Here is a 21,330-nt window from a genome sequence, read left to right as displayed (position 1 = left end):
TACCGTCGCCGGGTGCCCCCCGACCTCCGCCCGGACGACGACGCGACCCTCGGCACCCGTGCGCGCCTCAAGGCCCGCACCCGCCGGAGCATCGTCGACGCCGCCACCGCCCTCATGGACGAGTCGGCGGGCATCGACTTCTCGGTCGACGACCTCGCCGACCGCGCGGGCGTGTCCCGGCGCACGGTCTTCAACCACTTCGCGTCGCTCGACGACGTGGTGGCCGCCGTCGGGGCGGGGATCTTCGCCTCCGTGCGCGACGCGCTCCTCGCCGTCGACCCGCCGGACGCCCGGCCCGGCGGCGCGGACGGTCCGCGCGCCGCAGCCCTCGCCGACCTCGTCGGGGCGCTGCGCCGCGCGGACCTCGTCGGCCCGATGGCGTCCCTCACGCGCGGGCTCGGGCTGCAGGGCCGGTCCGAGGACGTCTCGGGCGTGCCCTCGCACCAGGCGATGCTGCTGCTGAGGTCGCTGTCGGACGTCAGCGAGGACCTCGCCGGAGACCTCGTGCACCGCCACCCACGGGTGGATCCCCTCGACGTGGACCTCCTCGTCGCGCAGGCCATGAGCAGCCTCGTCGTGCTGCACCGGCACTGGTTCGCCCGGACCGGGGCGGCCACCGACGCCGCCTCCCGCAGCCTCTGGACGGACCTGCTCGACCACATCGCCCCGGGCACCTCCGCCCGCCCCTCGGAAGGACACCATGGCTGAGCTCCTCTACCGCCTCGGACGCTTCGCGTCCCGGCGCGTCAAGACCGTGATCGCCGTCTGGGTGGTGATCCTGGCCGTCGCCGGCGCCGGGTACGCCGTCGGGGCGGGGACGCTGTCCGACAGCTTCACGATCCCCGGCACCCCGACGCAGGAGGTGACCGACCGGCTCGCGGACGAGATGCCGGAGGCCGCGGGCGGCACGGGGACGGTGGTGCTGACCACGGACGACGGTTCATCGCTCACCGCGGGCCAGGAGAAGGCCCTCCGCGGCGTCCTCGCCGACGTGCGGGACGTCGACGGGGTCGAGGACGTCGTCGACCCGTTCGCCAGCGAGGCCGACCGGCAGGAGCAGGCGGACAAGCTCGCGGACGGCGAGAAGCAGCTCGCCGACGGCCGTGACCAGCTCTCCGACGGGCAGGACCAGCTCGACGCCGGCCAGCAGCAGATCGACGACGCGCGCGCCGAGCTCGAGGCCGGGCAGGACCAGCTCGACGACGCCCGCGCGCAGGCGGAGGCCGCCGGGCAGGCGGAGGCCGCGGCCCCGCAGCTCGACGCGCAGCAGGCCCAGCTCGACGCCGGCACGGCGGAGCTGGACAAGCAGCAGGACACGCTCGACGAGAAGTCCGCCGAGCTGAAGGACGGCACGGCGGAGCTCGAGGAGCAGGCCACCCAGCTGGAGCAGGGCAAGGAGCTGCTGGACCTGTCCTCGGGGATCAAGCTCGTCTCCGACGACGGGTCGACGGCGGTCGCCACGGTGATCTTCGCCGACGACCAGATGGACATCTCGCAGGAGACGAAGGACGCCGCCATCGGCGCGATCACCGACGGCGTCGCGGACGTCGACGGGGTGCACGCCGACCTCGGCTCCGACCTCGCCATGGAGACCCCCGCGATCGTCGGGCCCGGCGAGGTCATCGGGCTGATCGTGGCGGCCGTCGTGCTCGTCGTCATGCTCGGCACCCTCATCGGGGCCGGCCTGCCGCTGGTCACCGCGCTCGTCGGCGTCGGGATCGCCGCGCTGGGCGCGCTCGCGTTCTCCGGCGTGGTGCAGATGTCGTCCGTGACGCCGGTGCTCGGCCTCATGCTCGGCCTCGCCGTCGGGATCGACTACGCGCTCTTCATCGTCAACCGGCACCGTCACCAGCTCAAGGACGGCTACGAGGTCCGCGAGTCCGTGGCGCTCGCCAACGGCACCTCGGGCAACGCCGTCGTGTTCGCCGGGGCGACGGTGGTCATCGCGCTCCTGGCCCTCAACGTCACCGGGATCCCCTTCCTCGGCCTCATGGGCACCGTCGGCGCGGCGTCCGTCGCCGTCGCCGTGCTCGTGTCCGTGACGCTCACGCCGGCCCTGCTGTCCGCCATCGGGATGCGCATCCTCAGCCGCAAGGAGCGCGGACGCCTGCACGCGGGCGCCGAGGAGCACGCCGCGCACGACGCGAGGCACGCGGCCTCCGCGTCCGCCGGCCCCGTGCGGCCGATGCGGACGCCCGTGGCCGTGGGCCGCGTGGTGCTCGGCGTCGCCGTGCTCGGCGCGATCGCCGTCCCGGCCATGGACCTGCGGATCAACCTGCCCGACGGGTCGTCGGACTCGCCGGACTCCACGACGTTCCAGGCGTACACGACGATCGCCGACGAGTTCGGGCCGGGCGTCAACGGGCCGCTGCTCGTCGTGGCCGACCTGCCGCAGGCGGTCACCGACGACGACGAGGTCGCGACCCAGCTGGCCGTCGCCACGCAGCTGGCCGACCAGGACGACGTGGTCGCGGTCGCGCCCGCGGGGACGTCGGACGACGGCACGATGATCGCCTTCCAGGTGGTGCCGGCCGAGGGGCCGACGAGCGAGTCCACCGAGCAGCTCGTCCACACCCTGCGCGACCTGTCGCCGCTGTCGATCGACGCGGCGTCCGCCGACGGCGCGGACACCGTGAGCGGCGACGTCGAGATCGGCGTCGCGGGCGCGGCGTCCGGGAACATCGACATCTCGCAGAAGCTGTCCGACGCGCTGCCGCTCTACCTCGGCGTCGTCATCGGCCTGTCGCTGCTGATCCTCATCGTGGTGTTCCGGTCGTTGCTGGTGCCGATCATCGCGACGCTCGGCTTCGTGCTGTCGTACTTCGCGGCCCTCGGCGGCGTCGTCGCCATCTACCAGTGGGGCTGGCTGTCCGGCGTCTTCGGGGTCGACCACCCGGGGCCGATCCTCAACTTCCTGCCCACGATCCTCGTCGGCATCCTGTTCGGCCTGGCGATGGACTACATGCTGTTCCTGGGCTCGGGGATGCGGGAGGCGTACGCGCACGGCGCCCCGGCGCGCGTCGCCGTCGTGCAGGGCTTCCGGGCCGGCCGCTCCGTGGTCACGGCGGCCGCGATCATCATGATCTCCGTGTTCGGCGGGTTCGTGTTCTCCGAGTCCGCGATGATCCGGCCGATCGGGTTCGCCCTCGCGTTCGGCGTGCTCGTCGACGCGTTCGTCGTGCGGATGCTCGTGGTGCCGGCCCTCATGCACCTGCTCGGTGACGCCGCCTGGTGGCTGCCCCGGTGGCTGGACCGGATCCTGCCGAACGTCGACGTCGAGGGTGCGGCCCTCGAGCGTCAGCACCCGCACGCCGCGGACGTGGACGGCGACGTCGAGCCGACGGAGCGACCGGTGAGCTCCGCGACGCAGCCGGGACGGTAGCGCTCACTCCGGGGCCGGGCGACCCATCACCTGGGTGCCCGGCCCCAGCCGGCCGAGCCGCCGCCAGCCGGAGCGGCGGTAGAGCCCGACGGCCGGATCGTCCTCCGCCTCCGACGTGAGCAGGAGGCTGCGCCGCCCGACACCCTCCAGGACGGCGTCGTGGAGCCGGCGGCCGACGCCGTGACCCCGCCAGGCGGCGAGCACGCCCAGCTCGACCAGCTCGAAGTGGTCGCCCACCCACGCGTCGGCGACGTCGCGGGGCAGCGCCTCGACGAGGAGGTCGGACCAGTACTGGCCCCGCTGGCCGACATAGCCCCAGGCGAAGCCCACCAGCCCGCCGTCCGCGTGCGCCGTCACGAGGCGGTACCCGTCGTGAGCGGCGTGCCGGTCGTACCGCCCGGTCCGCCACTCCACCGGGTCGGCGACGTCGCCGAACACGGCGTCGTAGCAGGACCACACCTGCTCGGCGAGCGCCGCCGCGCCGGCGCCGTCGGTCCGCCGGAGCTCGATCGCCTCGTCGTCGGTCATGGACGGCATCGAATCACGACGGTGAGAGGGTGGGCGCGTGGACGCCGCCGACCTGGATGCCGCCGGCCCGGTCGCGTCGCTGCTCGCCGAGGCGTACGGGGTCCGGGTCGGCCGCGTCGAACGGGTCCCGGCGGGCACGGCCACCGACAACTTCGTGGCGACCGGCGGTGACGGGACACGCCTGTTCGTGAAGGCGTACCGCACCCTCGCGGAGGTGCCGGCCGCGCGGGCGGCGGCAGCGTTGACGGAGTTCGCCGGCCGGGGCGGCACCCCGGTGCCTCACCTGCACCGGACGGCGCGGGGGAAGGTGATCGCGCGCGGGCACGGCCTCGTCGCCTCGGTCTGGGCATTCGTCGACGGGGCGCGGACCGCGGAGGGGGGCCTCCGTGGCGACCTCTGGAGCGCAGTGGGGACGGCTGTGGGCAGGCTCCACCGCCACCTGGCCACGCACCCGTCCGCCCTGCCGACGACCCGCCCCGCGGCCGGCCTGGTCGACGTGGGTGCGGCCACGGCCCGTTACGACCGGCTGCTCGACGAGTACCGCCGCCGAGGGGTCGAGGACGACTTCGAGGCCTGGGCGCGTGACGCGCTCGCGGAACGCAGGGCGTTGCTGCCGCGCGTGGGGCGCATGCTCGCGGCGCTGCCGCCGCTGACGGTCCAGACGCTGCACGGCGACCTCGCCGCACCGAACGTGCTCCTGCGCGGGGACGCGGTGGCTGCTGTGATCGACTTCCAGCCGCCGACGGAGGGCTACCTCGCGTGGGAGGTCGCACGCATCGCGTGCGACCCGCGCACCCTGGTGACGAACCCTGGGTGGCGGGACGGGCTGCCCGCCCTGCTCGACGCGTACCGGCTCGCCCACCCCGCCGTCCGCCCCGACGACCTCGCGGCGGTCGTCGCCGCGGGCAGCGCCTACACGCTCGCGTCGACCTACCCGCTCGGGGCGCCGGTCCACGAGCCGGGCACCGTGGACGACACGCTCCGCACGTACGCGCGGCAGCGGCACGACGCCGCGCTCGTCATGCTCGACGAGGTGACGGCCGCCTAGACGACGAGTCCCGGACGTCCGCCAGGATGGGCGCATGACCATGTACCTCGCCGGCGGTGGGACGCCAGAGCAGGAGAGCCTCGTGTGGGCGGAGGCGTTCGCCGGTGCGGGTCGTGTCGTCTACTGGCCGTTCGCGCTGCCGTCGACGATGGCGGGCGGGGCGGCGGGGTGGTTCGCCGCGGCGTTGGCCGGGCTGGGCCTCGCCGTCGACGACCTCGACGTCTGGCCGAGCCTGGACGGGCGACGTCCGCGCGAGCTCGCCCGGGCCGACCTGCTGTTCGTCGGTGGCGGACTCACCTCGAGGCTGGCCGCGCAGGTGCGCGAGCACGGGTTCGCGGACGCGGTCCGTGACCACGTCCGCGGCGGCGGGCGCTACTACGGCGGCAGCGCCGGCGCGGTGCTGTGCGGGGAGTCCCTCGAGATCGCCGCCCTCGCCGACGGCGACGAGGATGCCACCGGGCAGGCCGGTCTGGGGCTGCTCCACGGCGCTGCCGTGCTCCCTCACGCCGACGTCTTCGGCCCCGAATCAAGCGCCGCCTGGGCCCGCGGCCTCGGCCGCACGGTGGTGGCGATCCCGGAGGCATCCGGCCTGGCGGTCGACGGCGACCGTGCACGCGTGCTCGGGCCCGACCCGGTCCGCGTGGTGCGGGGTGCCGGGGCGACGGTTCACGAGCAGGGCGCGGAGCTCACGCTCGCCGGATGAGGCCGGGGCTCAGCCGACGCCGATGTTGCGGAGCAGCCACTCCGCCTCGCGCAGCTCGTCGTCCTTCTCGTCAGGGACGGGGGCGACGTCCTGCGCGGCGCGCAGCTGGTCCGGCGGGACGGGCGCGTCGAGGTGTCGGAAGCGCTCGCGCGGGTCGGGCTCACCGGGTGAGCCCACGGTCTCGGCCGTCATGTGTCCACGGTACGCGCGAGAGCGACCGCGGACACGGTGGTCCGGCAGGATCGGGGGATGAATGACGACGTCCCCCGCCCGCGCCGCCGCCGGCGCGTCCTGCTGATCAGCGGCGGGGCCGTCGTCCTGGTGGTCGCGGTGCTCGCGGCCCTCGTGTGGTCGGGGGTGCTGTGGCCCAACCGGGTCACGGCGGCGAAGTTCGCGGTCCGCGGCGTCGACGTCTCCGCGTACCAGGGGGAGATCGACTGGCCGACGCTCGCGTCGCAGGACATCGACTTCGCGTTCATCAAGGCCACCGAGGGGTCCGGCCACGAGGACGAGCGGTTCGCGGCGAACTGGGCGGCCGCGCGCGACACCGACCTCCTCGTCGGCGCGTACCACTTCCTCAGCTTCGAGAGCCCCGGAGCCGACCAGGCCGCCCACATGATCGACGTCGTCCCCGCCGAGAGCGGCACGCTCCCGCCCGTCGTCGACGTCGAGTACTACGGCGAGTTCGCGGCCGACCCCCCGACCGTCGACGAGCTGCGCGGCATCCTCGACCCCCTGCTCGACGCGCTCGAGGAGCACTACGGCGTCCCGCCGATCCTCTACACGACGCAGCAGATCCGCGCCGACTACCTGGGCGCCCGCTACGACCGGTACCCGCTGTGGATCCGGTCCGTCGTGAGCAGCCCCGACCTGCCGCGCCGGGACTGGGAGTTCTGGCAGTACTCCGACCACGACACCCTGCCGGGCTACTCGGGCGACGAGCAGTACATCGACATGAACGTCTTCGACGGCACCCTCGACGACCTCCGCGCCCTGACCCAGCCCTGACACGTCGTGGCGGCCGCCCGTGTGATCTGCGCCGTCCGACCGGCGGCGGGCGGGCACGGCCGTTACGGTCGGCCGAGTGGTAGAGCGATGGACGTGGCCGGCGGCGATCGGCATCGGGTTCGGGGTGGCGGCGTTCTTCGCGGTGCTGGTCCCCGTGCTGCTGGTGCAGCAGCGCCGGTACGGGCGGCTCGACGCGCGGCGCGTGCTGGGCGCGGCGGCGCTCGCGGTGTACGTCGTGACGCTGCTGGCGTACACGATGCTGCCGCTGCCGTCGGGCGACCTGGTGGCCTGGTGCGCCGCCCACGGCGTCTCCGGCGCGGAGCTGACGCCGCTGCACTCGCTGGACGACATCCGTCGGGACACGGCCGGCCTGGGCCTGGCGGCCACGCTGCGCAGCGTCGCGGTGCTGCAGGTGGCGTTCAACGTGCTGCTCTTCGTGCCGTGGGGCGTGCTGGCGCGGCGCTACCTCGGCTGGGGCGTGGCCGCGTCGACGCTGAGCGCGCTGGTCGCGTCGGTGGCGGTCGAGACCGTGCAGTACACGGGCATCCTCGGCCTCATCCCGTGCTCCTACCGCGTGGCCGACGTCGACGACGTCCTCGCGAACACGCTCGGAGGCCTGGCCGGCGCGCTGCTCGCGCCGGTCGTGCTGCGCTGGATGCCGCAGTCGCGCGAGCTCGCCGCCGCGCGCCTCGAGCCCCGGCCGGTGACGTTCTGGCGCCGGTTCCTGGGGATGGTCACCGACCTGCTGGCGGCGTTCGTGCTCGGCGCGGCGCTGCAGCTCGCGTACCGGGTGGGGATGCTGGCGTCCGGCCGCGAGCTGTCGTCGGCCACGACCTGGGCGGACGTGCTGCTCGGCACGGTGCTGCCCGCCGTCGTCGTGTTCCTCGTGCCGCCGTGGGTGGGCAGCGGCGCGTCGCTGGGGCAGCGGGCGGTGTGGCTGGAGCCGCGCTGGCCCGACGGCGCGGGGAGGCTGCGGCGCGGGTCCCTCCCGCGCCGCGTCGCCCGCGGCTACCTGCTGCTCGGCCTGTACGGGGCGCTCTCGATCGTCGAGGCGGTGCCGCCCGGCGACGCGTCGAACGCGTGGGCCGGTGCGCTGCAGAACGTGGTGCTGCTCGCCGCGCTGGTCGGCGTCGTCGCCACCCGTGACCGGCGAGGGCTGGCCTGCGCGATCACCGGGGCGCGGTTGGTCGACGCACGGACGCCGGCGTCGACGCGGGGCTGACCGCCGGCGTGGCCGCGGGGGATACGTTGCTGTCATGGCCGACTGGAACCAGCCCATCATCGACGAGTTCCGCGCCAACGACGGGAACGTCGCGACGAGGGGGTTCGGGCGCGGGCTGGTGCTGCTGCACCACCGCGGCGCGCGCACCGGGGCCGAGCGGGTGTCGCCCCTCGCGGCGATCCGCGACGACGACGACACGTGGCTCGTCACCGCGTCCGCGGGCGGCTCCGACACCAACCCCGCCTGGTACCACAACGTGCTCGCCCACCCCGAGGTGAGCATCGAGACCCCGGACGACGGCGTCGTCGACGTCCTCGCCGACGAGCTCCACGACGACGACCGCGACGTGGCGTGGGACCGCTTCAAGGCCCGCTCCGAGGGGTTCGCGGGCTACGAGCGCCGGACGTCGCGCGTCATCCCGGTGATCCGCCTCGTGCGCCGCTGAGGCGCCCCGGGCTCAGTCGGCGTCGCCGCGGGTGTCGTCGTCGCGGGCGGCGGCCACGCGGATGGCGCGGTCCTCGGCGACGGCGTCGCGCCGCTTGCCGGCCTTCTTGTCGCTGGCCTTGGTGTCGCGCGGGGGGAGCTGGATGTCCTCCTCGGCAGGCAGGCCGTCGTTGAGCTCGCGGCTGCGCTCCACCTCGGCGTCGAGCTCCGCGCCGAACAGCAGCACGAGGTTGACGATCCACAGCCACAGCAGCAGCACGATGAACGTGGCGAGGATGCCGTAGGAGCCGTAGTTGCCGAACCTGCCCGCGTAGTACCCGAACGCCGCGGAGGCGATCGCCGCGACGACGATGGCCACCAGCGCACCGGCGCTGACCCAGCGGAACCTGGGCCGCTTCACGTTCGGCGTCGCGTGGTACAGCAGTGCGACGGCCACGACGACGAGGACCAGTGCGACGGGCCACTTCACGATGTTCCAGACGGTGAGGGCCGTGTCGCCCAGGCCTACCGCCTCGCCGACGGCGCGCGCGACAGGACCCGACAGCACCAGGCTGGCGACGACCAGCGCCACGAGCACCACGACGACGAGCGTGACGCCGAGCATCACGGGGCGCAGCTTCCAGACCGGCCTACCCTCCTCGACGTCGTAGATGCGGTTCAGGGCCCGGCCGAACGCGCCGACGTAGCCGGACGCGGACCACAGGGCCAGGACGAGGCCGACGACGAGCGTCACCCCTGCGCCGGTGGAGTTCGCCGCGTTGGCGACGAGCGGGTCGACGATCGCGACGGTCTCCTTCGGCATGAACTCCGAGACGGTGCTCGTCACGGAATCGACCGCCTTCTCGGCGTTACCCACCAGGCCGAGGATCGACACCAACGCCAGCAACGCGGGCGCGGAGGCCAGCACGGCGTAGTAGGTCAGCCCGGCGGCGAGGTCGGTGCACTGGTCGGCCCCGAACTCGCGGAACGTGCCCTTGAGCGCCCGCCCCCACGACGGCTTCGGCGCGTCGGACGGCGCGCGCGGGGTGTCGTGGGCGCCGTCGTCGGCGCCGGTCTGCTGCTCGCCGGTCTCGGTCATGCTGGCCTCCTCGGTCACCTCCAGGCTCGACGGTGCAGGTCATGCCCGCAAACGGACGTCGCGTGGCCCTGGGCGGGCCCGCGGGTGGTGGGGCATCCTGGTCGGCATGGCACTCCCTCCGCCCCCGGCCGGCTGGACCCGGTTCGTCGTGAAGGCCAAGGTCGTCTCCGTCGGGCGGGACTTCCGCGTCACGGACGTCGACGGCGCCGACGCCTTCCTCGTCGACGGCAAGGTCGGGCCGCGCGAGCGCGCCGACGTGCTCGACGCCGCGGGCTCGGTCGTCTACCGGGTGACCGGCCGCGTGATCAACCTGCCCAAGCGCATGACGATCACCGACCCCGCGGGCACGGAGGTCGCGGCGCTGCACGGCAAGCTGTTCTCCCCGATCCGTTCGCGGATGACGCTCCACCGGCCGGACGGGCCCGAGTGGGAGCTGCAGGGGAACTTCATCGAGAAGGAGTACACGGTCACCGCCGGGGGAGCGCCCGTCGTCGCGATCACCCAGAAGTGGGTGACGGTCCGCGACACCTACACGCTCGACGTCGCCGACGGCACGGACCCCGGGCTCGCCCTGGCGGTGCTGTGGGCCGTCGACCGCTGGGTGGAGCGGGACGCGGGCTGAGCCGGCCGGGTCAGGCGCCGGGCGCCTCCTCGCCGTCCGCGGCCGGCGCGGGGGGCGTGTGCAGCAGTTCGCGGGCCTGCTCGGCGGCGCGGGTGATGCTCTCGCCGACGAAGTCCATGAACCGGGCCATGTTCTCCAGCCGCGCGCCGGCGGGCGTCTCGCGCCCGAGGACGCCGACGCCCTCGCGTGCGGCCTGCGCGAGCTGGGCGTTGGACCGGGCGGCCGCGACCATCGACTGGTACCAGGCGTCGCCGTCCGCCGCATAGCGCTCCCGGCGCCCCTCGACGCGCTCGCGGCGGATCAGGCCAAGGTTCTCCAGGAGCGCGACCGCCTTGGAGACCGACGCCGGGCTGACCTCCAGCCGCTCGACGAGCTCGGCGGCCGTGAGGCTGCCGGAGTCCGCCACGTACAGCAGGGTGAGCACGCCGGCGGACATGCGGGGCAGCCCGGACTGCATGAGGAGCGTCGTGAAGGTCTCCTCGTAGGCGCGCAGCGCCGCGTCGTCCTGGCCCGTGCCCCGTCCCGCGGCGCGCGACACCCTGGCGTTGCGGGCGGTGGCGGAGGGGCGCCGGCGGTGCGCGGCCTGCTGGGCGCTGCGGTGCGCCAGGTCGGCGCGGTAGGCGCCGGGGCCGCCGTGGCGCATCACCTCGCGGGTGACCGTCGACGTCGGCCGGTCGAGGCGTCGTGCGATCTCCGCGTACGCGAGGTCGTCGGCGAGGCCGAGCGCGATCTGCTGGCGTTCCTGTGCGGTGAGCCGGCCTCCCGGCATGGCGTCCTCCTCGGCGTCGTGGTGCTCCCGTCGCGTTCATCGTACATCGGATGCAACGCCCCGAGCGCTTGAGATTGCGTTACTGTTCACGCCGGGTGCAACGATTTATGTGGTCTGACCTGCGTCTATGTACATCACGTGCAATGAATGGTCTTGCCGAACCTGCGAACGCAACGTAGCGTTTCTCATGTCAGAAAGAGAACCGCAGATCACCACAGGAGCTGATTGCCATGCAGACGTTCGAGACCACCACCCCCGTCACCGCCGTCGTCGACCTCCCCGCCGGCCGGCTGACCGTCGTCGCCGCTGAGCGCTCCGACGCCACCGTCGACGTCCGCCCCGCCAACCCGTCGAAGAGCCGCGACGTCGAGGCCGCCGAGCGCACCACCGTCGCCTTCGCCGACGGCGTCCTGCGCGTCACGACCCCCGCCGAGCACCGTGCCCTCGGCAGCAGCGGCTTCGTGGACGTGACGGTCCAGCTGCCGTCCGGCTCGGGCCTGGAGGCGAAGGTCGCCAGCGCGGAGGTCCGCGGGGTCGGGCGCCTCGGCGACGTCGTGGTCGAGAACGCGCACGGCGACATCAAGGTCGACGAGGCCGCGACCGCCCGGCTCAGCACGCAGGCGGGCAGCATCACGGTCGGCCGCGTCACCGGCACCTCGACGCTGCGCACCGCGAAGGGCGACATCACGGTCGACGAGGCGACGCAGGGCGCGCTGGAGCTCGCCACCCAGCTGGGCGACGTCTCCGTCGGCGCCGCCGCCGGCGTCACCGCGTCGCTCGACTCCGGCACCGCCCTCGGCCGGGTGCGCAACGCGCTCGCCAACACGGGCGGCGCCGTCGCGCTGCAGATCCGCGCCACCACGGCGATGGGCGACATCTCCGCCCACAGCCTCTGAGGCGACGGTTCCGGCACGGCGCCGGAGGACGGACGCGGTCGTGGGGTTCCCACGGCCGCGTCCGTCGTTCCCGCCGGGACCGACGAGTCTCGGCGCCGGGGCGGGTCTGCCCGTCATGACACTCACCGGACAGCTCGACCCCCGCTTCAGCGAGGCCACCGCCCCGACGCCCTGGGGCGAGGTCGAGGCCGCGCTGGTGGGCGCCACCGGCTACCAGCTCACGACGGTGCGCGCCGACGGCCGCCCCCACGTCACCCCGCTGGTCGGGCTGTGGACGGGCGAGGCGTTCGTGTTCTGCACCGGGCCCGACGAGCAGAAGGCCCGCAACCTCGGCCACGGCCCGCACACCGCCGTCACGCTCGGGTCGGGGGCGTGGGACGACGGCCTCGACGTCGTCGTCGAGGGCGCCGCCGAGCGCGTGACCGGGGGCCCGGAGCTGCGCCGCCTCGCCGACGCCTTCCGCGCCAAGTACGGCTCCGCCTGGGACTTCGAGAACGACGACGAGTCGTTCGACCCGCAGGGCCAGCGCGCCCTGGTCTACCGCGTCGTGCCCGCCAAGGTGCTCGCGTTCGCCAAGTCGCCGCACGGCCAGACGACGTTCCGTCCCTGAGGCGGCCGTCCCCCGGCCCGCCCGCCGCGGGATCAGGTGCGGCGCTCGTGCCGCACGGGCTTGAGCCGGTCGGGCGCGTCCGTCGCGGGCTCCCAGGTGCAGGTGAACCAGCCGCGGTAGCCGAAGAGGAAGCCGAAGCGGGAGTTCGTGACGCGCAGGTCCACCTCGAACCGCCCGGCCGCGTCGTCGTAGCGCTCGCGCAGCAGGGCGCGGCCGCTGAACAGCAGGGGGAAGCGGAAGGCCAGCGGGCCCTCGTAGAAGCGCTGGGCGTCGGACGTGAGCACCAGCCCGCCGTCGTCGTCGGCGTGCAGGTCGAGGTCGACGGCGAGGTGCTGGTGGGTGCCGAGGTAGTCCACGACGGCGCCGCCCACGTCGATCATCGTGGCGTCGAACCGGCGCCGGTGGCCGCGGATGTCGTACGACCGCACGAACGTGACGGTCTCGCGGCCCAGGGGGTCGAGGTACGGGTAGTTCTCGATGGTGAACGGCACGTCGGTGCCGACGTCCGGCACGAGGATGTTGCGCAGGCGCCCCACCTGCAGGAACGGCACCGTCCACCACGGCCCGCGCCGGATCTCGGTCATGACGCCGGTCCCGATGCACGCTTCCCCGGCGCCAAGCCCGACGTCGAACCGCCGCTGCAGCATCGGGTGCAGGCGCTCGAACTCGGCGCCCATCGCGCGGCGGAAGATCGAGGGGGCGGTCGTGTCGTGGGGTGTGCCGGTCATGGTGCGGCCTCCGGGGCGGGCAGGGAGTCGAGGGTGCGCGGGGCGTCGCGCAGGTGGTCGTCGTGGCGGCGGCCGTGCTCCGGCGCGCGGCGGCAGCGCGCGGCGCGCGGCCGGTCCGCGCGCCACACCCACAGCACGCTGCGCAGCGGCCACCGCTCGGGCTCCACGCCCTGCTCGGCCCACAGCCGCAGGCGGTCGAAGCTCCAGGCCGTGGCCCAGCCGAGCAGCGGCCGGGCCAGGCGGTCGAGCAGGCGGCCCCAGCCCGGCGCGTAGTCGTAGCCCGTGACGAAGCGGGTGCCGTCGCCGTCCGGCACGTACCGCCAGTAGCCCCGGCCGGCGCGGAGGGGGGAGCGACGGTCGGTGGTGGCGAAGCGGAGCGCCGACGTGCGCGTGCCGTCCGGGCGCTCCGTCTCGCCGATGCTCACGCCGTCGCCCGCCACCGTCCCGACCGGCGTGCGCCGCGTGTAGGTGAAGCGGGTCGCCCCGCCCGCGGTGGGCGTCGTCGGCACGATCCGCGAGAACCGGACGTCCCACCGCACGTGCTGCTCCGGGTCCTGGGTCAGCGCCCAGACCGTCTCCGGCGGCGCCGCGATCCTCGCCTCGACGTAGATGCCGCGGCCGGTCACCAGTGCTCCTCGAGGGGGTCCGCGTCGACGGTGGGCACCGGGGCCGAGCACTCGGCCACCACCGACCCGTGCTCGTCCATGAGCGCCACGCGGGCGGTCCAGCCGCCCGGGTCCCGGGGCACGGCGACGGTCGCGGACGCCACCTCGTCGGACACCGAGACCCCGTCATCGACCCCGTCATCGACGCCGTCGTCGACGGTCCCGCCGAACGGGCCGCCCGAGGTGAAGGAGTCTCCCTCGGACGACGTCACCGCCACGGCGGCGGTGGCGGCGCCCACGTCGGGGTTGTCGCTCGCGTCGACGCCGAGGCCCGTGGACCAGGCCACCGAGACGCTCCAGTCCTGCTCGGTGACGCGGGTGATGCCGAGCCTGGAGTCCCACCGGGTGTCCCGCGCACCGGAGACGATCGCCGTCGCCGCGAAGTCCCCGGTGCTCGCGCACGACGTCTCGTCCTGCGCGGCCTGCCGGCTGCCGCCGCCGCTCGACGTGACGCTGGCCGCCGCGGCCGCCGCGCACACGACGAGGGCGACGGCGCCCGTGACCCGCCGGGGCCAGCGCAGCCACGGCGCGTGGGCGTCGCGGGCCGCGCGGACGCGGGCGACGAGCGGGTGCGGCAGGGGTGTCGTGGTGCGGACGGCGACGGTGCCGAGCAGCGAGTCGGCGAACGTGCGGCCCTCGTGGTGGAACGCGGCGCGGAGGTAGCCGACCAGCAGGATCGTGTCGAGCACGTGGGCGAACCAGCGCACCATCGTGCCCGGCAGCCCGATCGGCCGCCCCGACCGGTCGTCGACCACGGAGATGCCCACGGCCCGCTTGCCCGGGGTCATGCCCGTGTACGCCTGGAAGGCGCCCAGCACGAGCAGCGTGCCGGCCACCCAGGCCGCCGTCGGCGCGTCGAGGGGGGCGGTCCCCGCCTGGCCCAGGCCGGGGAGCGCGCCGAACGACGGCGTGTCACCCGTGGCGAGGAACGCGACGGACGCGACGAGCGCCGAGTCCAGCAGCGTCGCGACGACCCGCAGCCCCCAGGGTGCCCGCGGCCGCTCGTCCGTGAACGGCCCGAGCAGGTCCTGGACCGGAGGGAGCGGGCCCGGAGGTGTCGCCGGAGGCGCCGCCGGCGCCGTCGAGGTCATGGCCGGATGTTTCCACGGGCACGCTCGCCCGTCCATGGGGTGTCCAGGACGCGCTCAGGCGGGTGCGGCGACGACCACCGTGCCCGCGTCGCCGTCGACGGCGAGCGACCCGGCGCCGCGGAGGGCGTCGGTCGCGCCGGCCACGCCGAGCACCGCCGGCAGCCGCAGCTCGCGCGCGACGATCGCCGCGTGCGACAGCAGCCCTCCCGTCTCGGTGACGACGGCCGCGACGACGCCGAACAGCGGCGTCCACGCCGGGTCCGTCCCGCGGCACACCAGCACGTCGCCGGGGCGGACGGTGCCGAACTCGTCCGGCCCGCGCACCACGCGCGCCGGCCCGGAGGCCCGCCCGCCGCTCGCCCCCGTGCCCCGCAGCACGGCTCTCCCGTCGTCGGCGCGGTCCCGGGGCGAACGCGGCGCCAGTGGCCCCCCGGGATCACGCTCACCCCGGTCCGGGGGGAGGGCGGCCGTGACGGGGCGGGCCTGCAGCAGCCAGACCGCGCCGTCGTCGTCCACCGCCCACTCCACGTCCTGCGGCCCGCCGCGCAGGCTCGCCACCCGGTCGCCCAGCGCGGCGACGTGCAGCACCGTGGCCTCGTCGAGGCACGGGCGGCCCCGGTCCGCGCCGGGGACCTCCCGGGCGGCGACCCCGGCGGGGGAGCGGTCCACCCGGGTGCGCTTGGTGCCGGTGCGCCGCTCGACGACGCGCCCGTCCGCGACGGTCCACCGGTCCGGGTCGACGGCGCCCCGCACCACGCTCTCGCCCAGCCCCCACGACGCCTCGACCACGGTGCGCCCGCCGCCCGTGAACAGGACGCCCGCCGCCCGGGCGTCGACGAGCCGCTGGACGACGACGGCGACCTCGGGGGCGGGCGTCCCGGCAGCCGGGGCACCGGTCGTCGCCGCCCGGTAGGCGGTGACCCGCGGCCCGGCGGCCGACGCCCGGCAGGCGAGCACCGCCGCGACGACGTCGCTCGCGCCGGTGACGCCGAGCACCGTCTCGTACTGGCCCGCCGCCGAGACCGTGGGCCCGTCCTCGTCCGTCGCGGACGACCGCACGGCCAGGGGTGCGCGCCGTCCGAGGGCGTCGAGCGCGCCGTCGACGGCGGCCCGCAGGTCGACGCCCTCGAGCGAGGCCGGCACGACGACGCCGACCGGCACCGGCAGCCCGGCCCGCCGCAGCGCGCCGAGGCCGGCCGCCTTGGCGCCGTGCGCCGCCGTCGCGGCGTCGAGCGGCACGACGGTGTCCATGCCGCACCTCCGTCCCTGACCTTCGTCTTCGGCGCCGTCGCCGTGGCGCGGCATCAACACTTCGTTGACAACAGTTCGTTGATGGTGCACGGTCGCGGGATGGAACGCAAGACCCGCCCGGACGACCGCGCCGCCGATCACGCCACCGACCGCGCCGCCGACCACGAGCGCGACCAGGGTGCCGCCGACGCCGAGGCGCGCGCCCGGCGCGTGCTGCTCGGTCTCGGTGCGGACGCGCTGACCGCGCGCCCGTGGCAGCCGGGCGCCGTGCCGCCGTCGGCGACAGACCTGGTGCGGCACTACCTGTGGCGGTCGGCGGGCGGGACGCTCACCGCCGAGGAGGATGCCGCGGGGGCGCTCGCGGCCCTCGCGCTGGTGCCCGCCGCGCGCGCCGAGGCCGAGCAGCTCGAGACGGCGGCCCTGTTCTCCGCGCGTGCCGCCGGTCACACGTGGGGGCGGATGGCGGGTGCGCTGGGGCTGGGCTCCCCGCAGGCGGTGCAGCAGCGGCTCGACCGGCTCGTCTCGCGGTCGGGCGGGACCGGCGACGGCGGGGCCGCGGCGTGAGCCGGCCGTCCGACCCGGAGCTCCTGGTGCTGCACGCCGTGCGGGTGCGGGGCGCCGCGGACGACGCCGCCGTGGCCGACCGCGCCGGGCTCGCCCCCGACGTCGCGCGCGAGCTGCTGCTGGACCTGGAGGCCCTCGGGTGCCTGACGTGGTCGGAGTTCGCGGGCACGGGTGCCTGGTCGCTCACGGAGCGCGGTCGGGCCGAGGGGGAGCGGCGCCTCGCGGCGGAGCTCGCGGCCGACCCGACCGGGCGCGCGGCCGCCGTCGTGCGCGCGGCGCTCCCGACCTTCGACCCGCTCAACGCCCGGCTGCTGCAGGCCTGCACGGACTGGCAGCTGAGGCCCGCCGCGGGCGGCCGGCTGGACCTCAACGACCATCGCGACGCCGCCTGGGACGCGCGCGTCCTCGACGAGCTGGGGGCCGTCGCCGCCGAGGCGCGGCCGCTGCTCGCCGGGCTCGCGGCGGAGCTGGACCGGTTCTCGGGCTACGCCGAGCGGCTCGACGACGCGCTCGCGGCGGCGCGCGAGGGCGACGGCGCGCGCGTGGCCGGGGTGGGTGCCGCCTCCGTCCATGGGGTGTGGATGGAGCTGCACGAGGACCTGCTGGCGACGGCGGGCGTCCCGCGCGGTGCGACGACGGAGTCCGGCTGACCGGTGTCGGACCCGGCTGGCACCCTGGGCTCGTGACGGGACGAGCAGTGGTCAGCGAGGAGAGCGGCGATCTGCTCGAGGCGGACGTCGACGCCCTGGTCAACGCCGTGAACACGGTCGGCGTCATGGGCAAGGGGCTCGCCCTGCAGTTCCGCCGCGCCTTCCCCGCGATGTTCGACGACTACCGGCAGGCGTGCCGCGCCGGAGACGTGCGTGTCGGGCGGATGCACGTCTGGGAGACGGGGGCGACGTCCGGCCCGCGCTTCGTCGTGAACTTCCCGACCAAGGAGCACTGGCGCTCCGCGTCGCGCCTCGCCTTCGTCGACGACGGGCTCGTCGACCTCGCCGCCGTGATCCGGGCGCAGGGGATCCGCTCGGTCGCGGTGCCGGCCCTCGGCGCCGGGCTCGGGGGGCTCGACTGGGCCGACGTGCGGCCACGGGTCGTCGCCGCGCTGGGCGCGCTCGACGGCGTGGACGTCCGGCTGTACGGGCCGCGGGCCTGACGGAGCGCTCCGGCGCCGCGGGGCCTCAGACCGCCGCGACCTCGTGCAGGGACGAGGCGAGCGGGGCGATCTCCGGGATGTCCTCGGCGCGCGTGAGGGCGTCCTCGAGCGCGCGGTCGTGCGTGGGCCGGGCCTTCGTCAGCAGGGCGCGACCGGCGGGCGTGAGCTCGGTGTAGATGCCGCGCCGGTCGTCGGCGCACAGGATGCGCGTGAGCAGGCCGCGGTCCTCGAGGCGGGTGACGAGGCGCGTCGTGGCGCTGCTGGACAGGGCGGCCGCGCGGGCGAGCTGCTGCATGCGCATGTGCCAGCCGTCCTGGCGGCTCAGCGCGTCGAGCACGGTGAACTCCACCACGGAGAGCTGGTGCTCCTTCTGCAGGGCGCGCTCCAGGTCCGTCTCGATCATCCCGTGCAGCGCGGCGAGCGTGCGCCAGCCGCGGGCGCGGATCTCGACGGCGTCGTCGGCGATTCCCATGGGGCCTCCTCGTCGGGCCTCGTGGCGGCCCGTCGTCCGGATCACAGCATAGCGCCTTGCGCCGATAGAGCGCGCGTGCAACTATCTAGAACGTTGCGCGTGCAACTACTGCACACGCAACGTTCCCGTTTCCCCGATCCTGGAGGCCTCGATGCCTGCCGCGCTGTACGCCCTCGCCCTCGGGGGCTTCGGCATCGGACTCACCGAGTTCGTCATCATGGGCCTGCTGCCCGAGGTGGCCGCCGACTTCGGCGTCACCGAGACGGTGGCCGGCTACCTCATCTCCGGCTACGCCCTGTCCGTCGCCGTCGGCGGCATCGCCCTGACGGCGGCCCTCTCCCGGGTGCCGCGCAAGCGGGCGCTGATGCTGCTGATGGTCCTGTTCATCGCCGGCAACCTGCTGTCCGCCGTCGCCCCCACGTACGGGATGACGATGCTCGGCCGGGTCGTCGCGGCGCTGTGCCACGGCGCCTTCTTCGGGATCGGGGCGGTCGTCGCGGCCGACCTCGTGCCCGCGAACCGCCGCGCCGCCGCCATCTCCGTGATGTTCGCCGGCCTCACCGTCGCCAACGTGGCCGGTGTGCCCCTCGGCACCTTCCTCGGCCAGGCGGCCGGGTGGCGGGCGACCTTCTGGGCCATCACCGTGATCGGCGTGATCGGCCTCGTCGGCATCGCGGTGCTCGTGCCGCGCACCGAGCACCGCTCCACCGGCTCCGTCCTGTCGGAGTTCCGCATCTTCCGCGACCGCCAGGTGTGGCTGTCCATGGCCGTCACCGTGCTCGGCTACGGCGGCATGTTCGGCGCGTTCAGCTACATCGCCTTCACCCTCACCGAGGTCAGCGGCTTCAGCAGCGCCGCCGTCCCGTGGCTGCTCGTCGTCTTCGGCGTCGGCCTCTTCGCCGGCAACGTGCTGGGCGGCCGCGCCGCCGACCGCGACCTCGTCAAGGCGCTCGTCACCGTCATCGCCGTGCTCGCCGTGGTCCTCGTGCTCTTCGCGCTCACCGCGCAGAGCAAGGTCGCGACCGTCGTGGCGCTGCTGCTCATGGGCGGCTTCGGCTTCGCCACCGTGCCCGGCCTCCAGGCCCGCATCATGCGGTACACGGAGGCCGCGCCCACGCTCGGCTCCGGCGCCAACATCGCCGCGTTCAACGTCGGCAACGCCCTCGGCGCGTGGGCCGCGGGCCTCGCGCTCGCCGCGGGCGCCGGCTACACCTCGCCGCTGTGGGTCGGCGCGGCCGTCACGGTCGCCGGGCTCGGCGTGCTGCTGGTCGCCGTCCGGTCCCGCGGCGGCGAGCTCGCCCGGCCCCGCGGCGCCGAGCGCGAGCTCGCGTCCGCCGCCGTCTGACCTGCACTCCCAGAACCTCGGTACCGCACCACCGGAAGGACCTCCCCATGACCGCGAACGTCCCCACCGTCGCCCTCTCCGACGGCCGCACCATGCCCCAGCTCGGCTTCGGCGTCTTCCAGGTGCCCGACGCCGAGACCACGGCCGCCGTCGCCGCCGCGCTCGACGCCGGCTACCGCAGCATCGACACCGCCGCCGTGTACGGCAACGAGCGCGGCGTGGGCCGCGCGCTCGCCGAGTCCGGCGTCGCCCGCGACGAGCTGTTCGTCACCACCAAGCTGTGGGTCGACAGGCTGGGCCGCGCCGCCGCCCGCGAGGGCCTCGAGGAGAGCCTCGAGAAGCTGGGCCTCGACCACGTGGACCTGTTCCTCATCCACTGGCCGACCCCCGCCACGGACTCCTACCTCGACGCCTGGCAGGGCCTGGAGGACCTGCGCGACGCCGGCCTCGCCCGTTCCGTCGGCGTGTCCAACTTCCTGCCCGAGCACCTCGACCGCGTGGCCGCCCTCGGCGGCAGCACCCCGGTCGTGAACCAGGTGGAGCTGCACCCGGCGCTGCAGAACCGCGAGACCGTCGCCGCGAACGCCCGCCACGGCGCCGTCACCGAGGCGTGGAGCCCGCTGGCGCAGGGGGCCGTCCTGGGCGACGCGCCGGTCGTCGACGCCGCCCGCGCGCACGGCGTGACGCCGGCCCAGGTGGTGCTGCGCTGGCACCTGCAGCAGGGCCGCGTCGTCATCCCCAAGTCCGTGACGCCCGCGCGGATCGCCGCGAACCTCGACGTCTTCGGGTTCGACCTCACCGACGCGGAGCTCGCCGCCGTCGACGGGCTCGAGCGCGACGGCCGCACCGGCCCGCACCCGGCCGAGTTCCAGGGCTGACGGCCCCCAGGGCCTGACCTGCCGCCGGTCCGGCGCGGCGTCGACGACTACGATCGGGAGAGCCCGAGGTCGACGCCGTGCCGACCGGCATCCCCGCTCCCGAGGAGAGTCCCTCATGCCCGTCCCCACCCGCGTCGCCGTCGTCACCGGAGCCAGCAGCGGGATCGGGGCCGCCAGCGCCCGCGCCCTCGCGGCCGCGGGCTTCCACGTCGTGCTCGGCGCCCGGCGGATGGACCGGCTCGAGCAGGTGGCCTCCGAGACCGGCGGCACCGCCCTGCCCCTCGACGTCACGGACGACGCCTCGGTCGAGGCGTTCGCCGCCGCCGTCGACGAGCGGCTCGGCCGCTGCGACCTGCTCGTCAACAACGCGGGCGGCGCGCTGGGGACGGAGTCGGTGGCCGACGCCGACCTCGCCGACTGGCAGCGCATGTACGACATCAACGTGCTCGGCACGGTCCGCGTCACCAAGGCGCTGCTGCCGAGCCTCGTCGCCAGCGGCGACGGCCAGGTCATCACCATCGGCTCCATCGCCGGCCGCGAGCCGTACAAGGGCGGGGCCGGGTACAACGCGGCGAAGCACGCCGAGGCCGCGCTGACCCGCGTGCTGCGCCTGGAGCTGCTCGGCCGGCCGGTGCGCGTCAGCGAGATCGACCCCGGCATGGTCCACACCGACTTCTCCCTGGTCCGCTTCAAGGGCGACCAGGAGCGCGCCGACGCCGTGTACGCGGGCGTCGAGCCGCTCACGGCCGGGGACGTCGCCGAGACGGTGGCGTGGATCGCCACCCGCCCGGCGCACGTCAACGTCGACCAGGTGCTGCTCATGCCGCGCGACCAGGCCGCGGCGCAGGTCGTGCACCGCCGGGAGGTCTGACC

At 75.2% G+C, this 21,330-nt stretch carries 25 protein-coding genes; 16 read left to right on the top strand and 9 right to left on the bottom strand.

Annotated features, from left to right (window positions below):
• Positions 1 to 12 precede the first annotated feature (12 nt).
• Positions 13 to 708, top strand: a complete 696-nt coding sequence (locus tag ACFU5J_RS01080) for a TetR/AcrR family transcriptional regulator (protein WP_430573456.1) — start codon at positions 13 to 15, stop codon at positions 706 to 708.
• Positions 701 to 3,382, top strand: coding sequence for an MMPL family transporter (locus ACFU5J_RS01075; RefSeq protein WP_430577519.1), 2,682 nt, complete (start codon positions 701 to 703; stop codon positions 3,380 to 3,382). The genes ACFU5J_RS01080 and ACFU5J_RS01075 overlap by 8 nt, the downstream gene beginning before the upstream one ends.
• 3 nt (positions 3,383 to 3,385) lie before the next feature.
• Here ACFU5J_RS01075 and ACFU5J_RS01070 read toward each other — a convergent pair whose 3' ends face one another.
• Complete coding sequence (locus ACFU5J_RS01070) at positions 3,386 to 3,910, bottom strand: GNAT family N-acetyltransferase (protein WP_430577518.1); 525 nt, start codon at positions 3,908 to 3,910, stop codon at positions 3,386 to 3,388.
• 37 nt (positions 3,911 to 3,947) lie between these two features.
• Here ACFU5J_RS01070 and ACFU5J_RS01065 point away from each other — a divergent pair, with 37 nt between their 5' ends.
• Both ACFU5J_RS01065 and ACFU5J_RS01060 read left to right on the top strand, forming a co-directional pair.
• Positions 3,948 to 4,958: a phosphotransferase enzyme family protein gene (locus tag ACFU5J_RS01065; RefSeq protein ID WP_430577517.1), complete on the top strand. Its 1,011-nt coding sequence runs from the start codon at positions 3,948 to 3,950 to the stop codon at positions 4,956 to 4,958.
• Between the two features lie 34 nt (positions 4,959 to 4,992).
• Positions 4,993 to 5,661, top strand: a complete 669-nt coding sequence (locus ACFU5J_RS01060) for a Type 1 glutamine amidotransferase-like domain-containing protein (RefSeq protein WP_430577516.1) — start codon at positions 4,993 to 4,995, stop codon at positions 5,659 to 5,661.
• Positions 5,662 to 5,670: 9 nt separating this feature from the next.
• Here the strand turns inward: ACFU5J_RS01060 and ACFU5J_RS01055 are convergent, their stop codons facing one another.
• The gene (locus ACFU5J_RS01055) at positions 5,671 to 5,853 is read right to left on the bottom strand and encodes a hypothetical protein (protein WP_430573453.1); all 183 of its coding nucleotides are present in this window, start codon (positions 5,851 to 5,853) and stop codon (positions 5,671 to 5,673) included.
• Positions 5,854 to 5,910: 57 nt separating this feature from the next.
• On the opposite strand from ACFU5J_RS01055, the gene ACFU5J_RS01050 reads away from it, so the two are divergent.
• The 3 genes from ACFU5J_RS01050 (at position 5,911) to ACFU5J_RS01040 (ending at position 8,336) form a co-directional block, all read left to right on the top strand.
• Positions 5,911 to 6,669, top strand: coding sequence for a GH25 family lysozyme (locus tag ACFU5J_RS01050; protein ID WP_430573452.1), 759 nt, complete (start codon positions 5,911 to 5,913; stop codon positions 6,667 to 6,669).
• Positions 6,670 to 6,745: 76 nt separating this feature from the next.
• Positions 6,746 to 7,891, top strand: coding sequence for a VanZ family protein (locus tag ACFU5J_RS01045; protein WP_430573451.1), 1,146 nt, complete (start codon positions 6,746 to 6,748; stop codon positions 7,889 to 7,891).
• A gap of 34 nt (positions 7,892 to 7,925) precedes the next feature.
• The gene (locus ACFU5J_RS01040) at positions 7,926 to 8,336 is read left to right on the top strand and encodes a nitroreductase/quinone reductase family protein (protein WP_430577515.1); all 411 of its coding nucleotides are present in this window, start codon (positions 7,926 to 7,928) and stop codon (positions 8,334 to 8,336) included.
• 12 nt (positions 8,337 to 8,348) lie between these two features.
• Here the strand turns inward: ACFU5J_RS01040 and ACFU5J_RS01035 are convergent, their stop codons facing one another.
• Complete coding sequence (locus tag ACFU5J_RS01035; protein ID WP_430577514.1) at positions 8,349 to 9,413, bottom strand: YihY/virulence factor BrkB family protein; 1,065 nt, start codon at positions 9,411 to 9,413, stop codon at positions 8,349 to 8,351.
• Between the two features lie 106 nt (positions 9,414 to 9,519).
• Here ACFU5J_RS01035 and ACFU5J_RS01030 point away from each other — a divergent pair, with 106 nt between their 5' ends.
• Positions 9,520 to 10,035, top strand: coding sequence for an LURP-one-related/scramblase family protein (locus ACFU5J_RS01030; RefSeq protein WP_430573448.1), 516 nt, complete (start codon positions 9,520 to 9,522; stop codon positions 10,033 to 10,035).
• A 10-nt stretch (positions 10,036 to 10,045) separates the two neighbouring features.
• Here ACFU5J_RS01030 and ACFU5J_RS01025 read toward each other — a convergent pair whose 3' ends face one another.
• Positions 10,046 to 10,804, bottom strand: coding sequence for a MarR family transcriptional regulator (locus tag ACFU5J_RS01025; protein WP_430577513.1), 759 nt, complete (start codon positions 10,802 to 10,804; stop codon positions 10,046 to 10,048).
• A gap of 230 nt (positions 10,805 to 11,034) precedes the next feature.
• Between ACFU5J_RS01025 and ACFU5J_RS01020 the strand changes: the two genes are divergently transcribed.
• Positions 11,035 to 11,700 (top strand): DUF4097 family beta strand repeat-containing protein, encoded by a 666-nt coding sequence (locus tag ACFU5J_RS01020; RefSeq protein WP_430577512.1) that lies wholly within the window; start codon positions 11,035 to 11,037, stop codon positions 11,698 to 11,700.
• Between the two features lie 115 nt (positions 11,701 to 11,815).
• Entirely contained in the window at positions 11,816 to 12,310 is a 495-nt protein-coding gene (locus ACFU5J_RS01015; RefSeq protein ID WP_430577511.1) for a pyridoxamine 5'-phosphate oxidase family protein, read from the top strand.
• 32 nt (positions 12,311 to 12,342) lie between these two features.
• On the opposite strand, the gene ACFU5J_RS01010 is transcribed toward ACFU5J_RS01015, so the two are convergent.
• The 4 genes from ACFU5J_RS01010 to ACFU5J_RS00995 are packed head-to-tail and all read right to left on the bottom strand — an operon-like array spanning position 12,343 to position 16,045.
• Positions 12,343 to 13,038, bottom strand: coding sequence for a DUF4166 domain-containing protein (locus ACFU5J_RS01010; protein WP_430577510.1), 696 nt, complete (start codon positions 13,036 to 13,038; stop codon positions 12,343 to 12,345).
• Entirely contained in the window at positions 13,035 to 13,664 is a 630-nt protein-coding gene (locus ACFU5J_RS01005; RefSeq protein WP_430577509.1) for an SRPBCC family protein, read from the bottom strand. Before ACFU5J_RS01005 ends, ACFU5J_RS01010 begins: the two co-directional genes overlap by 4 nt.
• On the bottom strand, positions 13,661 to 14,794 hold the full coding sequence (locus ACFU5J_RS01000) for an RDD family protein (RefSeq protein WP_430577508.1): 1,134 nt from the start codon (positions 14,792 to 14,794) through the stop codon (positions 13,661 to 13,663). The genes ACFU5J_RS01005 and ACFU5J_RS01000 overlap by 4 nt, the downstream gene beginning before the upstream one ends.
• Positions 14,795 to 14,848: 54 nt before the next feature.
• Positions 14,849 to 16,045, bottom strand: a complete 1,197-nt coding sequence (locus tag ACFU5J_RS00995) for a PEP/pyruvate-binding domain-containing protein (protein WP_430577507.1) — start codon at positions 16,043 to 16,045, stop codon at positions 14,849 to 14,851.
• Positions 16,046 to 16,144: 99 nt separating this feature from the next.
• Between ACFU5J_RS00995 and ACFU5J_RS00990 the strand changes: the two genes are divergently transcribed.
• From ACFU5J_RS00990 to ACFU5J_RS00980, 3 genes are read left to right on the top strand one after another with little or no spacing between them, the layout of a single operon-like run.
• On the top strand, positions 16,145 to 16,609 hold the full coding sequence (locus ACFU5J_RS00990; protein WP_430577506.1) for a DNA-binding protein: 465 nt from the start codon (positions 16,145 to 16,147) through the stop codon (positions 16,607 to 16,609).
• Positions 16,606 to 17,259 (top strand): transcriptional regulator, encoded by a 654-nt coding sequence (locus ACFU5J_RS00985; RefSeq protein ID WP_430577505.1) that lies wholly within the window; start codon positions 16,606 to 16,608, stop codon positions 17,257 to 17,259. The genes ACFU5J_RS00990 and ACFU5J_RS00985 overlap by 4 nt, the downstream gene beginning before the upstream one ends.
• 32 nt (positions 17,260 to 17,291) lie before the next feature.
• Entirely contained in the window at positions 17,292 to 17,762 is a 471-nt protein-coding gene (locus ACFU5J_RS00980) for a macro domain-containing protein (RefSeq protein WP_430573438.1), read from the top strand.
• Positions 17,763 to 17,787: 25 nt separating this feature from the next.
• On the opposite strand, the gene ACFU5J_RS00975 is transcribed toward ACFU5J_RS00980, so the two are convergent.
• A complete protein-coding gene (locus ACFU5J_RS00975) occupies positions 17,788 to 18,234 on the bottom strand; it encodes a MarR family winged helix-turn-helix transcriptional regulator (protein WP_430573437.1) in 447 nt (148 codons plus the stop codon).
• Between the two features lie 151 nt (positions 18,235 to 18,385).
• Here ACFU5J_RS00975 and ACFU5J_RS00970 point away from each other — a divergent pair, with 151 nt between their 5' ends.
• The 3 genes from ACFU5J_RS00970 (at position 18,386) to ACFU5J_RS00960 (ending at position 21,328) form a co-directional block, all read left to right on the top strand.
• Positions 18,386 to 19,579: an MFS transporter gene (locus ACFU5J_RS00970; RefSeq protein ID WP_430573436.1), complete on the top strand. Its 1,194-nt coding sequence runs from the start codon at positions 18,386 to 18,388 to the stop codon at positions 19,577 to 19,579.
• Positions 19,580 to 19,626: 47 nt separating this feature from the next.
• Positions 19,627 to 20,457: an aldo/keto reductase gene (locus tag ACFU5J_RS00965; protein WP_430577504.1), complete on the top strand. Its 831-nt coding sequence runs from the start codon at positions 19,627 to 19,629 to the stop codon at positions 20,455 to 20,457.
• A 115-nt stretch (positions 20,458 to 20,572) separates the two neighbouring features.
• Positions 20,573 to 21,328 carry an SDR family NAD(P)-dependent oxidoreductase gene (locus ACFU5J_RS00960; protein WP_430577503.1) on the top strand — a complete coding sequence of 252 codons (756 nt, stop codon included), beginning with the start codon at positions 20,573 to 20,575 and terminating at the stop codon, positions 21,326 to 21,328.
• Positions 21,329 to 21,330: the final 2 nt, after the last annotated feature.

It is taken from the genome of Isoptericola sp. NPDC057559 (genome assembly GCF_042801555.1).
Lineage (GTDB): Bacteria > Actinomycetota > Actinomycetes > Actinomycetales > Cellulomonadaceae > Isoptericola.
This window is presented reverse-complemented; position numbering and strand designations above follow the sequence as displayed.